The sequence below is a fragment of the Mesorhizobium sp. M0598 genome, from assembly GCF_040320865.1.
GTDB lineage: Bacteria > Pseudomonadota > Alphaproteobacteria > Rhizobiales > Rhizobiaceae > Mesorhizobium.
This window is the reverse complement of the sequence record NZ_JAMYQL010000004.1, coordinates 97369-112019: the sequence shown is the minus strand read 5'-3', so window position 1 is coordinate 112019 and position 14651 is coordinate 97369. Positions and strand designations below refer to the sequence as shown.

The following is a 14651-nucleotide window of genomic DNA, read 5'->3' as shown; positions in this document are numbered from 1 at the left end:
CGGCGCTGGGTATGGGGCGGACGGACGCGTTCTCCGCAGCCGTGGAACGGGACGATCGTCTCATGCCCGCGGCCGGTGCAGTTTGGGCCTGGCCACGAAAAATCGAAATCAGCCCTTGACCTTCCAGTTACTGGAAGCACTACCTCCGCCGCAACATCGAAATACAGGGGCTTTCGGCATGACGCATTCCGATCACCATCATCACGCCCATGGCAGCTGCTGCTCGCCAAAAGGCGTCTCCTCTGCTGCGGACGCCGTCGTCCGCGATCCGGTCTGCGGCATGACCGTCGATCCGGCTGCCGGCAAGCCGACGGCCGAGCATGACGGCCATCGCTATCATTTCTGCAGCGAAAGCTGCCGTTCGAAATTCGTCGCCGAACCGGAAAAATACCTGACCGCAACCGATCCCGTCTGCGGCATGAGCGTCGACCGTGCCACGGCCAAGCACTTTTTGCGGCACGAGGGCCGGGGCTTCTATTTCTGCTCGGCCGCTTGCCAGGCGAAGTTCGAAACCGAGCCGGCAAAATATCTCGGCGACAGGCCGGCGCCGCAGCCGATGCCCAAGGGCACGCAATACACCTGCCCGATGCATCCGGAAATCATCCGCGACAAGCCCGGCTCCTGCCCGATCTGCGGCATGGCGCTGGAGCCGATGGGCGTGCCGACCGGCGACGAGGGACCTAACCCCGAACTGGTCGACTTCACCAGGCGCTTTTGGGTGAGCGCGGTGCTGTCCGTGCCGTTGCTGGTCATCGCCATGGCGCCGATGCTCGGCCTGACGTTCCAGGCCTTCATCGACGACCGCGCGAAGGTCTGGCTGGAGCTGGCGCTGGCCAGCCCGGTGGTGCTGTGGGCGGCATTCCCGTTCTTCCATCGCGGCTGGAACTCGGTCCTCAACCGCAGCCCCAATATGTGGACGCTGATTTCGCTCGGCGTCGGTGCCGCCTATCTCTACAGCGTCGTCGCCACGCTGTTTCCAGGCCTCTTTCCGCACCAGTTCCGCGGCCATGACGGCACCGTGCCGGTCTATTTCGAGGCGGCGGCGGTGATCGTCGCGCTGGTGTTCCTTGGCCAGGTGCTGGAATTGCGCGCCCGCGAGAAAACCGGCTCGGCGATCCGCGCGCTGCTCGACCTGGCGCCGAAGACGGCGCGGCAGATCGGCGCGGACGGTTCCGAAAACGACGTGCCGCTCGAAACCGTCAAGGCCGGCGACCGCCTGCGCATCCGCCCCGGTGACGCCGTGCCGGTCGACGGCATTGTGCTCGAAGGGCGCTCGTCCATCGACGAATCGATGATCACAGGCGAGCCGCTGCCGGTCGAAAAGACCGAAGGCGACAACCTCACCGGCGGCACGCTCAACAAGAACGGTTCGCTGATCATGCGCGCCGAAAAGATCGGCGCCGAGACGACGCTGGCGCGCATCGTCGAGCTGGTCGCCAAGGCGCAGCGTTCACGCGCGCCGATCCAGGGGTTGGCCGACCGCGTCTCGTTCTACTTCGTCCCGGCCGTCGTTCTGATTGCCATCATTGCGTTTGTCGCCTGGGCGATCGTCGGACCGGAACCCAGCCTGGTGTTTGCCATCGTCTCGGCGGTCTCGGTGCTGATCATCGCCTGCCCCTGTGCGCTCGGCCTTGCCACGCCAATGTCGATCATGACCGCCACCGGGCGCGGCGCGCATGCCGGCGTGCTGATCAAGGAAGCGGCGGCGCTCGAGCGCTTTGCCTCGGTCGATACGCTGATCGTCGACAAGACGGGAACGCTGACCGAAGGCCGGCCCAAACTGACCGACGTCATCGCGGTCGAAGGCATGGCACAGGACGAGCTGCTGGCGCTCGCCGCCGGTCTCGAAAAAGGCTCGGAGCATCCGCTGGCCGAGGCGATCGTCGAAGGCGCCCGCGAACGCGGCGTGAAGGTCCCCGACGCCGGCGGTTTCGAGGCCGTCACCGGCAAGGGCGTTTCCGGCACGGTCTCGGGGCAGAAGGTAGCGCTCGGCAATGCCGCGATGATGGTCGATCTCGGCATCGAGACGGCTTCGGTCCTGGCCAGCGCCGAGGCGCTGCAGGCCGATGGCAAGACCGTGATGTTCGTCGCTGTCGCAGGCAAGCTCGCCGGCCTCGTCGCCGTTGCCGACCGGATCAAGGCGACCACCGCCGAGGCGATCAAGGCGCTGCATGACAGCGGGCTGAAGATCGTCATGGCGACGGGCGACAATGAGCGCACCGCCAGGGCCATCGCAGCCAAGCTCGGCATCGACGCGGTGCGTGCCGGACTTTTGCCCGAACAGAAGAACGCGCTGGTCGAGGAATTGCGTGCCGGCGGTGCCGGCGTCGCCATGGCCGGCGACGGCGTCAACGATGCACCCGCACTTGCCGCCGCCGATGTCGGCATCGCCATGGGCACAGGCGCCGATGTTGCGGTCGAAAGTGCGGGAATTACGCTGGTCAAGGGCGATCTCAACGGCATCGTCAGGGCGAGGACGCTGGCCCGCGCGACGATCCGCAACATCCGCCAGAACCTGTTTTTCGCTTTCCTCTATAATGTGCTTGGCGTGCCGGTTGCTGCCGGCGTGCTCTATCCGCTCACCGGCACGCTGCTGTCGCCGATGATCGCGGCGGCGGCGATGAGCCTGTCTTCGGTTTCGGTCATCGCCAACGCATTGCGGCTCAGGACGTTGAAACTCTGAGTAAAACTTCCAGATAGACCCTGTTCAAAAAAGGAGACGATGAATGACCTTGGCCAAGAAGATCGTGCTGCTGATGATGGCGGCGGGAATGCTGCTTGCTGTTTTCCTCGAAAGCGTTCCGGCACAAGCCGAGGAGATGAAGCACGACATGGGCGCAATGGGCGCGCAGAGCCCCTCGACCGAGGGCTACAAGGCGGCGATGGACAAGATGCATACCGACATGATGGCAATCGAATATTCCGGCAATGCCGATGTCGATTTCGCCCGCGGCATGATCCCGCATCACCAGGCGGCCATCGACATGGCCAAGATCGAGCTCGCCAATGGCAAGGATCCGGAAATCCGCAAGCTGGCGGAAGCAGTGATCGCCGCGCAGCGAGCCGAGATCAAGCAGATGCAGGACTGGCTCGCCGCCCATCCGGTGAAGTAGGCGTCACGCTGTCGGGGAATCCGGGCGAGAGGCTTCACCTGGATTTCTGCTTCACCTGGATTTCCCTTGGCGGCTATGGTGCTATCCGGGCCTCGGACTGGAGCATGCCATGCCATCGACGATAAGAACGACCACCCTGCCCTGCGGCGAAGCTGTGCCGGTGCTCGGCCAGGGCACCTGGAAGATGGGCGAAGACGGCCGCCGCCGTGGCGACGAGGCCAATGCCCTGAAGCTCGGGCTGGATCTCGGCATGACGCTGATCGACACCGCCGAAATGTATGCCAGCGGCGGTGCCGAGGAGGTGGTGGCGGAGGCCATCGCCGGGCGCCGCGACGAGGTTTTCCTGGTCTCCAAGGTGCTGCCGTCCAATGCCTCGCGCGCCGGCGTGAAACGGGCATGCGAGAACAGCCTGAGGCATCTCGCCACCGACCGCATCGATCTCTATCTCTTGCATTGGCCGGGCAGCGTTCCTTTGATGGAAACGGTAGAGGCGTTCGAAGCGTTGAAGGCGGCCGGCAAGATCCGCCATTGGGGCGTCAGCAATTTCGATACCGGCGAGATGGAGGAGCTGGTCCGGTTGCCGGGCGGCGGCAACGTCCAGACCAACCAGGTGCTCTACAATCTGTCGCAGCGCGGCGTCGAGTTCGACCTCGCCCCGTGGAGCCGGCAACGCGGCATGCCGCTGATGGCCTATTCGCCGGTCGATCAGGGGGTATTGGCGCGCAACGCCAGGTTAGATGCCATCGCCGCCCGCCACGGTGCGACGCCGGCGCAGATCGCACTTGCATGGGTGATGGCGCAGGAGGGCGTCATCGCCATTCCGAAGGCCAGCCGCCCGGAGCATATCCGGCAGAATGTCGCGGCGTTGGAGATCGAGCTCACGAGCGAAGATTTCGCCGAAATTGACCGCGCCTTCCCACCGCCGAGGCGGAAGTCCGGCTTGGCGATGATTTGAGGGGTGGGGCGGAAGGCAAGCCAAAGCAGCGTTCCGTCATACCCCCTCTGTCCTGCCGGACAGTCCGGCAGGACAGAGGGGGTATGCCGTAGAGCGCTATCGGACGAGCACTACTTCCCAGCCATCCCCTTCAGCCGGTACAGCGCCTCCAGCGCTTCCCTTGGCGTCATCTCGTCGGGATTGATCTCCGCTAGCGCCGCGCCCAGCCCGTCACTCTTCGCCGGCTTCGACGCTTCCCGCTTCGCCGCCACGGAAAACAGCGGCAGGTCGTCGACCAGGCGGTTGGCCTTGCCCGAAACCTCGCCTGCTTCAAGCTGGTGCAGCACTTCCTTGGCCCGGCCGACGACGGCCTCTGGCAGGCCGGCCAGCCGCGCTACCTGGACGCCGTAGGAACGGTCGGCCGCACCCTTGCCGACCTCGTGCAGGAAGACCACGTCGCCCTCCCATTCCTTGACCCGCATGGTGACGTTTGAGAGCCGCGGCAGTTTTCCGGCCAGCGCCGTCATTTCGTGGAAATGCGTGGCGAAGATCGCCCGGCAGCGGTTCTTCTCGTGCAGATATTCGACCGCCGCCCAGGCGATCGACAGGCCGTCGAAAGTGGCGGTGCCGCGGCCGATCTCGTCGAGGATGACCAGTGCGCGCTCGCCTGCCTGGTTGAGGATCGCCGCCGTCTCGACCATCTCGACCATGAAGGTCGAGCGGCCGCGCGCCAGATCGTCGGAGGCGCCGACCCGCGAAAACAGCCGGTCGACGACGCCGATATGGGCTGATGCCGCCGGCACGAAGGAGCCGGTCTGGGCGAGGATGGCGATCAGCGCGTTTTGCCTGAGGAAGGTCGATTTGCCGCCCATATTGGGGCCGGTCAGCAGCCAGATCGCGCCGGCCTTGGCATCGCCTTGCGGCGACAGATCGCAATCATTGGCGACGAACGGGCCTTCGCCGGAACGCCGCAGCGCCTGTTCGACCACCGGATGACGTCCACCCGAAATCTCGAAGGCAAGGCTCGCATCGACCAGCGGCCGGCACCAGGCCTCGCTCTCGGAAAGCAAGGCAAGTGCGGCCGAAACGTCGAGCACGGCGAGCGCTTCGGCGCCGGCACGGATCGTGTCGGCCTGGCCGACCACTTCCGCCGTCAGCGCCTCGAAAGCGGCAAGCTCGATCGCCAGCGCCCGGTCGGCGGCGTTGGCGATCTTGGTTTCCAGTTCGGCGAGTTCCGTGGTGGTGAAGCGCATGGCGTTGGCCATGGTCTGGCGATGGATGAAGCGCGCCTTGGCGCCGTCGCTGCCGGTCATCAGCGCATGGTGGTTAGCGGTGACTTCGATATAATAGCCCAGCACATTGTTGTGCCTGATCTTCAGCGAGCGGATGCCGGTCTCGTCGATCAGCGAACGCTCCAGCCCGGCGATCACCTTTCGCGACTCGTCGCGCAGTGCCCGCATCTCGTCGAGCTCGGCGTGGTAGCCGCCGCGGACGAAGCCGCCGTCGCGCCTGAGCAACGGCAGCTCGTCGCAGAGCGCCTGTGCCAGATGCGTCGCCAGTTCACTGGGCAGTGCCTTGATAGCTCCCAACGCCGCGGTCAGTTCGGCCGGCAATGCGGTTTGGCCGAACAGTTCGGCGATGGCGCCGGCCGCTTCGAAACCAGCGCGCAGCGCGCCGAGGTCGCGCGGGCCGCCGCGGTTGAGCGCCAGCCTGGATAGCGCGCGCGGCATGTCGGCAACGCTCTTCAGGCTTGCCCGCACCGCCTGGCAAAAACGCGTCTCGGAGCGGAAGAACGACACCGAGTCCAGCCTTGCAGCGATTGCCGCCGGGTCGGTCAGCGGCGCCATCAGCCGGTCGGCGAGCAGTCTTGCGCCGCCACCCGTCACCGTGCGGTCGATCGCCTTGAACAGCGACCCCTCGCGGCTGCCGGACAGCGTGCGCAGCAGCTCCAGATTGGCGCGCGTCGCCGGGTCGATGAACAGCGTCGAACCCTGCTCCTCGCGCTGCGGCCGCGACAGCGGCGGCCGTTCGGCCTTCTGCGTCTTCTCGACATAGGCGATGACGCCTGAGATCGCCGACAGCTCGGCGCGCGAAAACGTGCCGAAACCATCCGGCGTTGCCACCTCGAAGAAGCGGGCGATGCGGCCGGCGGCCGAAGCCGAATCGAACAGTGACGGCGGCTGCGGGCTGGCGACGCGGCCGAGCACATCGAAAACCGGTTTCAGCTCCGGGTCGTAAAACACCGGCTCGGCGACGATCAGCTCGCGCGGGTCGACGCGGAAGACATCGGCGAGCAGCCGGTCGGCGGTTGTCTCGGCGACGCGGAAGACACCGGTCGAGATCTCGATCCAGGCCAAGGCAAAAGCGTGCTCTGCCCCGCCCTTGACCCGTCCCAGCACCATCAGGAAACTCGATTCCGACGGCGCCAGCAGTTTGTCTTCGGTGATGGTGCCGGGTGTCACCAGCCGCACCACATCACGGCGCACCACCGATTTGCCGCCGCGCTTCTTGGCCTCCGCCGGATCCTCGATCTGCTCGCAGACGGCGACGCGGAACCCCTGGCCGATCAGCTTCTGCAGATAATCGTCGGCGGCATGCACCGGCACGCCGCACATCGGGATGTCGAGCCCCTGATGCTTGCCGCGCTTGGTCAGCACGATGCCGAGCGCCCGGCTTGCCTTCTCGGCATCGTCGAAGAACAGCTCGTAGAAATCGCCCATGCGGTAGAACAGCAGCGAATCCGGGTTCGCCGCCTTGATCTCGATATACTGCTCCATCATCGGCGTCGCCGGCGCGAAGGCCGGCGTGGCGTTGTCGCTTCGAATGGGCGTCTCGTCGTTCAAGAAGCTGCTTCCAAAATTTTGCAAGCCATGCTTGGCGGTTTACAGCGGCGAAGTGTAGCCTTAATCCCGAACCTTCCACAAAAGAAAGCATGCGCACCCCATCTCAAGCGGTGCCGTACGGGCGAGGAAACCAAAAGTACCATGGCCAAGAAAACCGAAAGCAACGGGCCCTCCGTCAGCGCCCAGGAGGCGCTGGAATTCCACGCCATGGGGCGTCCGGGCAAGCTGGAGATCGTCGCCACAAAACCGATGGCGACGCAGCGCGATCTCAGCCTCGCCTATTCGCCGGGCGTCGCGGTTCCGGTTCTCGCCATCGCCGAGGACCCGAGCCGCGCCTTCGACTACACGGTTCGCGGCAACATGGTCGCCGTCATCTCCAACGGCACCGCTATCCTCGGCCTCGGCAATCTCGGCGCGCTGGCCTCGAAGCCGGTGATGGAAGGCAAGGCGGTGCTGTTCAAGCGCTTCGCCGATGTCGATTCCATCGACCTCGAGGTCGATACCGAGGATGCCGACGAATTCATCAACTGCGTGCGCTTTCTCGGCCCCTCCTTCGGCGGCATCAACCTCGAGGACATCAAGGCGCCGGAGTGCTTCATCATCGAGCAGCGGCTGCGCGAGCTGATGGACATCCCGGTCTTCCATGACGACCAGCACGGCACCGCCATCATCTCGGCCGCCGGCCTGATCAACGCGCTGGAAATCACCGGCCGCGACATGAAGACCACGAAAATGGTCTGCAACGGCGCCGGCGCTGCCGGCATCGCCTGCATCGAATTGATGAAGGCGATGGGCTTTGCGCCCGAAAATATCATCCTCTGCGACACCAAGGGCGTCGTCTTCCAGGGCCGCACCGAAGGCATGAACCAGTGGAAATCGGCGCATGCCGTGAAAACCGGCGCGCGCTCGCTGGCCGAGGCGCTGGACGGCGCCGACGTGTTCCTCGGCCTCTCGGCCAAAGGCACGCTGACCACCAAAATGGTGCAGTCGATGGCCAAGAACCCGATCATCTTCGCCATGGCCAATCCCGACCCCGAGATCACGCCTGAGGAGGTCGCCGAGATCCGCACCGACGCCATCATGGCGACGGGACGGTCCGACTATCCCAACCAGGTCAACAACGTGCTTGGCTTCCCCTACATCTTCCGCGGCGCGCTCGATGTGCGGGCGACCACCATCAACGACGACATGAAGATCGCCGCGGCCAAAGCGCTCGCCGAACTGGCGCGCCAGGACGTGCCCGACGACGTCGCCGCCGCCTATCAGGGCATGCGGCCGAAATTCGGCCCCAACTACATCATCCCGGTGCCGTTCGACCCGCGCCTGATCTCGGCCATTCCGATTGCGGTGGCCAAAGCGGCGATGGACTCCGGCGTCGCGCGCAAGCCGATCCTCGATCTCGACCGCTATGCGCAGGAGCTTTCCGCCCGCCGCGACCCGATCGCCTCGACGCTGCAGCGCATCTACGACCGCGTCCGCCGCCAGCCCAAGCGCATCGTCTTTGCCGAGGGCGAGGAGGAGCAGGTGATGCGCGCCGCCGTCTCCTATGTGAACCAGCGGCTCGGCACCGCCATCCTGCTCGGCCGCGACGACATCATCAAGGAAAACGCCAGGAATGCCGGCATCGATCTCGGCAAGCAAGGCATCGAGATCATCAATGCGCGGCTGTCGCGGCGCAACTCGGTCTACACCGACTATCTCTACGAACGCATGCAGCGCAAAGGCTTTCTGTTCCGCGACTGCCAGCGGCTGATCAACAACGACCGCAACCATTTCGCCGCCTGCATGGTGGCGCTGGGCGATGCCGACGGCATCGTCACCGGCGTTACCCGTAACTATTCGACGGCGCTCGACGACATCCGCCGCGTCATCGACGCAAGGCCCGGCCATTGCGTCATCGGCGTGTCGATCGTGCTCGCGCGGGGCCGCACTGTGCTTGTCGCCGACACCGCGGTGCACGACATGCCGGATGCCGTCGAGATCGCCGACATCGCCGAGGAGGCCGCCGGCTTTGCCCGCCGCATGGGCTACGAGCCGAGGCTCGCCATGCTCGCCTATTCGACCTTCGGCCATCCGCAGGGCGAGCGCTCCGAGCGCGTCCAGGAAGCGGTGCGCATCCTCGACAAGCGCCGCGTCGATTTCGAGTATGACGGCGAGATGGCCGCCGACGTGGCGCTCAACGCCCGTGCCATGGCGCAGTACCCGTTCATCAGGCTGACCGGCCCGGCCAACGTGCTGGTCATGCCGGCCTTCCACTCGGCCTCGATCTCGACCAAGATGCTGCAGGAGCTCGGCGGCTCGACCGTCATCGGCCCGCTGCTGGTCGGCCTGAACAAGCCGGTCCAGATCGTCTCGCTGAACGCCAAGGATTCGGACATCGTCAACATGGCGGCAATCGCGGCGTATAGCGCGGGAGCTTGACGAGCGGGGGCAGCAGCAGCGCCTCTCCCTTCTCCCCCTGTGGGAGAAGGTGGCCGAGCGAAGCTCGGTCGGATGAGGGGTGTTCCAGCTTGGCACCGGCAGCACTCCGTCCAGCACCCCTCAACCGTCTCGGCGCTGCGCGCCGATCCACCTTCTCCCACAGGGGGAGAAGGGAGAGGTGCCGCTACAGCAGCCCCGCCTGCTCGGCCTCTCTGCGCAAATTCTGCCGTGGCCTTGGGCCTATCTGCTGGATGACCAGCCCGGCTGCCAGCGAGCCGAGATCGCCGCACTGCTTCAGGCTGCGGCGTTGCGTGTAGCCGTAGAGGAAGCCGGCGGCGTAGAGGTCGCCGGCGCCGGTGGTGTCGACCAGCTCGCGGATCTGGGTCGCATTGATGGTCACGGTCTCGTCGCCGCGCACGATCACCGAGCCCTTTTCCGAGCGGGTGACGGCGGCGATCTTGCAATCCTTGCGGATCTGGGCCAGCGCCTCGTCGAACGACGCGGTCTGGTAGAGCGACTTGATCTCGTGGCTGTTGGCAAAGACGATGTCGACGGTGCCGGAGCGCATGAGATCGAGGAACTCGTCGCGGTAGCGGTCGACGCAGAACGAGTCCGACAATGTCATCGACACTTCGCGCCCGGCGGCATGGGCGAGCTTCGCCGTCTGCCGGATCGCCTCCTTGGCGCGCGGCGGGTCCCACAGATAGCCCTCGAAATAAGTGACGGCGGCGCCCGACGCCTTGTCGGCCTCGACGTCCTCCGGGCCGAGTTCGACGCAGGCGCCGAGATAGGTGTTCATCGAGCGCTCGCCGTCCGGCGTGACGAAGATCATCGAGCGCGCCGTCGGTGGCTCGCCGCTGAGCGGCCTGGTGTCGAAGGCGACGCCCTGGGCATGGATGTCGTGCGCGTAGATTTCGCCGAGCGCGTCGTTCGAGACCTTGCCGAAGAAGGCGGCGCGGCCGCCGAAGCTGGCAACGCCCGCCGCCGTGTTGCCGGCGCTGCCGCCGGAGGCTTCAATGGCCGGGCCCATGCGGCTGTAGAGCAGTTCGGCGCGCCTCGTGTCGATCAAATTCATCGCGCCCTTGATGATGCCGTTGGTCTCCAGGAACGCCTCGTCGCACTGGGCGATGATGTCGACGATGGCATTTCCGATACAAAGCACGTCATAGTCCGGCATCAATTCATGTCTCCGCCAAAAACCCACCGGCTTTCTGCCACGCCGGGCGCGGGCGGGTCTAGCGGTTTGATACGGCTTTGCCTAGGCCGCGAGTTATAAATCCGGGCAGAACGCAGATGCTTCGTATCGCGCGGTTTGCGCTTGTCTCGCGACCTGTCTCCGCCTATCCCGAAATATCGCCCATGGGCCTCGTTTGACATGGAATTGGAAACGCCGTGATCCTCGACGCCGCCCGTGCCGCCTTGAGCCGGCTGTTCTCGCCCGAATTCCGTTCCGTGTTCCTGAAGACGCTGGGGCTGACCTTGCTGGCGCTGGCGGCGCTTTGGTTCGGGATCAAGAGCCTGTTCGAATGGCTGGCCTGGCCGTGGATCGATGCATGGCTGCCCGCCCTACCCTCCTGGGCCGGTTGGCTGGGCGCCGTCGTCGCCGGCATCGGCCTTGCGCTGGGCTTGGCGCTGCTCATCGCGCCGGTGACGGCGATCATCGCCGGCCTGTTCCTCGACGACGTCGCCGAAGTGGTCGAGCGCACGGATTATCCAAACGACCCGCCCGGCCGCGCCGTGCCGGCGTTGCGCTCGCTGGTGCTGGCGATCCGGTTTTTCGGCGTCGTCATCCTCGGCAATATCGTCGCCCTGCTGCTGCTCCTGGTGCCGGGCGTCAACATCGCCGCTTTCTTCATCGTCAATGGCTATCTGCTCGGACGCGAGTTCTTCGAATTCGCGGCCATGCGCTTTCGCCCGGAGGCCGAGGCCAAGGCGCTGCGCAGAAAGCACTCCATCACCGTGTTCCTGGCCGGGCTGGTGGTCGCCGCTTTCCTCGCCGTGCCGCTGCTCAATCTTCTGACGCCGCTGTTTGCCGCCGCCATGATGGTGCATCTGCACAAGGCGATCTCGGCACGGGAAGGGAGCTATCTCAGCAGAAAACCCCTGCCCAGTTCGTCGTCGTCCTCGACGATGAATTCGGCCCGCCCTGAGTAATAGACGCGGGCGATGATGGCGTCATGCGGCCCGGCTGTGGCCGTGCGTACGACGGCGCCGGAAAAGCGCGAGCCGGCGATGCTCTCGAACAGCCGCGTTCGGCCAATCTCGATTTGGCCCTTGGCGTGCATGGCCGCCAGCCGCGCGGTGACGCCGGAGCCGGTCGGCGAACGGTCGACCTCGGCCTCGGCGAAAACGCAGATGTTTTTGGTCGGCATATCGGAGAACGTATCCTGTCCGTCGGTCAGGATGGTGCCGTAGAGAAAGGCGAGATCGGCATGGTCGGGATGCGACAGCGGCAATTCGGCCTTCAGCTTATCAGTCAGCGCGGTCGCTGCATCGACGAAATCGCGGACGCGGCTCCTGCCAAATTCCAGCCCGAACTGGCGGCAGTCGGCCAGTGCATAGAAGGCGCCGCCATAGGCGATGTCGAAGCCGACCGGACCATAGCCCGGCAGCTCGATCCGCTGGTCGCCGGCGAACAGAAACGCCGGCACGCTTTCGAAGGACACCGCGCCGGCCTTGCCATCCCTTACCTCGACCGCAGCCGAAATCAGCCCGCATGGCGCCTCGATGTTGACGGTCGTCATCGGCTCGCGTGGCGCCACCAGCCGCTCGTCGACGGCGTAGCGGCCGAGCGCGACGATGGCGTGGCCGCACATCGTCGAATAGCCCTCATTGTGCATGAACAGCACCGCGAGGTCGGCGCCCGGCAGGTCGGGCTCCACCAGCAGCGCGCCATACATGTCGTAATGTCCGCGCGGCTCGAACATCAGGATCTTTCTGAGATGATCGAGATGGTCGCGCACATAGGCACGCTTTTCGAGGATCGTGCCCTTGGGAATGTCGGGGTAGCCGCCGGTGACGATCCGCAGCGGCTCGCCGCCCGTGTGCATGTCGACGACGGTGAGCGTCATTCGCCGGGCCCGACCTAGGCGGAAGATTTGGCAAACAGCGCCTGCAGCTTGCCGAACGGCATGGCGGCGCGGGTGAAGCCGAAGGTGCCATCCTGCTGGATCTCGCGCGCCGCGGTCTCCAGCATGCCGAAGGCGAAATTGGTCAGCCATGGGCCGAGCGAGATGCGCTTCACCCCCGCCATGGCAAGATCGGCGATGGTGAAGCCGGGCCTGGCCATGACGTTGACCGGCTTAGTCAGCGCCGAGCAGACGGTTCGCACCATCTCGATGTCGCCCAGGCCCGGTGCATAGAGCACGTCGGCACCGGCTTTCTCGAAGGCCTGCAGCCGCTTGATCGTGTCGTCGAGATCGGGCTTGCCCCACAGGAAATTCTCGGCCCGCGCGGTGAAGACGAAATCGCGTTTCAGTGCCCGTGCCGCTTCCGCCGCCGCCGCGACGCGATCGACGGCATGCGAAAAATCATAGATCGGCTTGGCGGGCTCGCCGGTATGGTCCTCGATCGAGCAGCCAGCGAGGCCAGCCGCCTCGGCGGCGAAGATGGTCTCGCCGGCACTTGTCGCGCTGTCGCCCTTGCCCTTTTCGAGGTCCGCCGAAACCGGCAGCCCGGTCGCCGCCGACACTTCACGGCAATGATGGATCATCGCCTCGAACGTCACCGCGCCGTCCGGCAGGCCGCGCGAAAAGGCAAAGCCGGCGCTGGTCGTGGCCAGCGCCTTGAAGCCGAATGAGGCCAAGAGCTTGGTCGTGCCGACGTCCCAGGAATTGGCCATGACGAAGATCGAGGCATGCAGGTCGCGAAAAATCTTGCCCTTGTCCATGGATGCTCCCCTCCAGTGCGGACTATGAAGGAAATTCTAGCCCGGCGGAACGCGCCGGGCAAACAAATGCGGTTGGCTCAGAAGCGTTTGGCGTTCTCTCCTGCCAATCGGTCCAGCGCATCGGAATCCTTGACGTAACGCGAAGCGTTTTTGTCCCAATGATAGGTGACGGAAATGTCGCGCGAAGACGCCTCTGGCGGCGGCTGGCCGTCGCAGCTTTCATCGCCCGGCACTGTCGCGTCGGTCACCGTAACCTTGATGGCTGCATAGGGCTGGCCGTCGGCAATCGCCTGGAAGGCCGCATTCTGCGTCCTTCGGTTGGTGCAGAGGTTTTCGTCGAACGTATTGATCATGTCGATCAGCTCGAACCTGTCGTTGCGGACCATGACCAGCGGCGCGATCACATAGCCCTGGCTCGAATTGAAATGCGTGCTCGTGGTGATGATGACGTCATCGCCGGGCCCGATCGACAGCTTGCCCGGATCGCGAAAGTAGGTGCTGCGGTCGACGGCAACATTGACCGCGTCGAGCAAGGCCGGCTTGCCGGTGATGTCGTAGAGTGCCAGCACGGCATAACCCTCGGCGCTGTCAGGCGAGTCGCCGAGGTCGAGCAGCATCGCCAGCCGGTCCTTGCCGCCGGCCTTGATGTCGAGCACGTCGCCGCTGGAAAGACCCGACGTCGCCGGCGGCGAGCCGTCGTAGTCCGGTCCAGCGATGTGGCGCATCTCGATCGGAATCGAACCCCGGAAAAAGCCGTCCTTGTCCGCGGCCAGATCGGGAATGACCATCCTGGCGAGATCGAGATAGGTGACATCGCCGTGGCCGGGGACGGCGCTGCCGAGCTCCGGGAAGCTGACGGCCTCCGCGCTGGCCGTCGTCCAAAGACAGGGCAGCAGCAGGCAGGCAAAGATGAAACGAAGCAGGGAGAAGGTCATGCGCGCGCTCGTTATGTCGGGCGCGCGCAAGCTAAAGCATTTTGCGGCCAAGAGGAAACACCTGGCGTTGCCTCACTATGTTGGCTTGGCTTGGCTCGCCAGGGTCTGCTGGAAAACCGGCACCAGCTGATCCATGGCGGCTGCGAGCCACGCGCCGAGTTCGTCGGGCAGAGTGTCGTGGATCCAGACCAGGCGGCTCCGGCCCTCGCCCTCGGCAAAGACCTGCATGGAGGTATTATCGTGGGTGACCTCATCGCCGAGCCATCCCCACACGATCCGCCGGCTCTGCTCGTCGCGGGCGATGAGCCGCTCTCGCACGATCTTGCCGTCGGCGAAAGTAAGGGCCCGCACGTCGCCCTCATCCACCCGGCAGTCGACGAAAACGCCTGGGGCTATCCGTTGGGCGCCGCCGGCGAAGTCGCCCACCGTCGCCCATACGCTTTCCGGTGAAGCATCTACGATGATTTCCCTGACTATCGAAGCCATGTTCGCTGGTCCCAGTTAACAGGTAGACCT

Annotated in this window: 11 protein-coding genes; 5 read left to right on the top strand and 6 right to left on the bottom strand. The window is 65.2% G+C overall.

Annotation, left to right across the window (positions count from 1 at the left end; genetic code table 11):
* The first annotated feature begins 178 nt into the window (after window positions 1-178).
* The 3 genes from NKI59_RS07345 (at window position 179) to NKI59_RS07335 (ending at window position 4068) form a co-directional block, all read left to right on the top strand.
* Window positions 179-2683 carry a heavy metal translocating P-type ATPase gene (locus tag NKI59_RS07345; RefSeq protein ID WP_352703295.1) on the top strand — a complete coding sequence of 835 codons (2505 nt, stop codon included), beginning with the start codon at window positions 179-181 and terminating at the stop codon, window positions 2681-2683.
* Between the two features lie 43 nt (window positions 2684-2726).
* A complete protein-coding gene (copM, locus tag NKI59_RS07340) occupies window positions 2727-3113 on the top strand; it encodes a CopM family metallochaperone (RefSeq protein ID WP_352703292.1) in 387 nt (128 codons plus the stop codon).
* Window positions 3114-3222: 109 nt separating this feature from the next.
* Window positions 3223-4068, top strand: a complete 846-nt coding sequence (locus NKI59_RS07335; protein ID WP_352703290.1) for an aldo/keto reductase — start codon at window positions 3223-3225, stop codon at window positions 4066-4068.
* 110 nt (window positions 4069-4178) lie between these two features.
* Here the strand turns inward: NKI59_RS07335 and mutS are convergent, their stop codons facing one another.
* A complete protein-coding gene (gene mutS / locus NKI59_RS07330; RefSeq protein WP_352703588.1) occupies window positions 4179-6827 on the bottom strand; it encodes a DNA mismatch repair protein MutS in 2649 nt (882 codons plus the stop codon).
* A 204-nt stretch (window positions 6828-7031) separates the two neighbouring features.
* Here mutS and NKI59_RS07325 point away from each other — a divergent pair, with 204 nt between their 5' ends.
* On the top strand, window positions 7032-9311 hold the full coding sequence (locus NKI59_RS07325) for an NADP-dependent malic enzyme (RefSeq protein WP_023676376.1): 2280 nt from the start codon (window positions 7032-7034) through the stop codon (window positions 9309-9311).
* Between the two features lie 184 nt (window positions 9312-9495).
* On the opposite strand, the gene NKI59_RS07320 is transcribed toward NKI59_RS07325, so the two are convergent.
* Window positions 9496-10488 carry an adenosine kinase gene (locus NKI59_RS07320; RefSeq protein WP_352623206.1) on the bottom strand — a complete coding sequence of 331 codons (993 nt, stop codon included), beginning with the start codon at window positions 10486-10488 and terminating at the stop codon, window positions 9496-9498.
* A 215-nt stretch (window positions 10489-10703) separates the two neighbouring features.
* Between NKI59_RS07320 and NKI59_RS07315 the strand changes: the two genes are divergently transcribed.
* Window positions 10704-11465: a sulfate transporter family protein gene (locus tag NKI59_RS07315; RefSeq protein WP_352570221.1), complete on the top strand. Its 762-nt coding sequence runs from the start codon at window positions 10704-10706 to the stop codon at window positions 11463-11465.
* Here NKI59_RS07315 and NKI59_RS07310 read toward each other — a convergent pair.
* From NKI59_RS07310 to NKI59_RS07295, 4 genes are all read right to left on the bottom strand, one after another.
* On the bottom strand, window positions 11396-12382 hold the full coding sequence (locus NKI59_RS07310) for a proline racemase family protein (protein WP_352703288.1): 987 nt from the start codon (window positions 12380-12382) through the stop codon (window positions 11396-11398). The genes NKI59_RS07315 and NKI59_RS07310 overlap by 70 nt on opposite strands.
* Before the next feature lie 14 nt (window positions 12383-12396).
* A complete protein-coding gene (locus tag NKI59_RS07305) occupies window positions 12397-13200 on the bottom strand; it encodes an isocitrate lyase/PEP mutase family protein (protein WP_352458652.1) in 804 nt (267 codons plus the stop codon).
* A gap of 77 nt (window positions 13201-13277) precedes the next feature.
* Window positions 13278-14135, bottom strand: coding sequence for a hypothetical protein (locus NKI59_RS07300; RefSeq protein ID WP_352703286.1), 858 nt, complete (start codon window positions 14133-14135; stop codon window positions 13278-13280).
* 75 nt (window positions 14136-14210) lie between these two features.
* Window positions 14211-14621: an SRPBCC family protein gene (locus tag NKI59_RS07295; protein WP_352458654.1), complete on the bottom strand. Its 411-nt coding sequence runs from the start codon at window positions 14619-14621 to the stop codon at window positions 14211-14213.
* Window positions 14622-14651 lie beyond the last annotated feature (30 nt).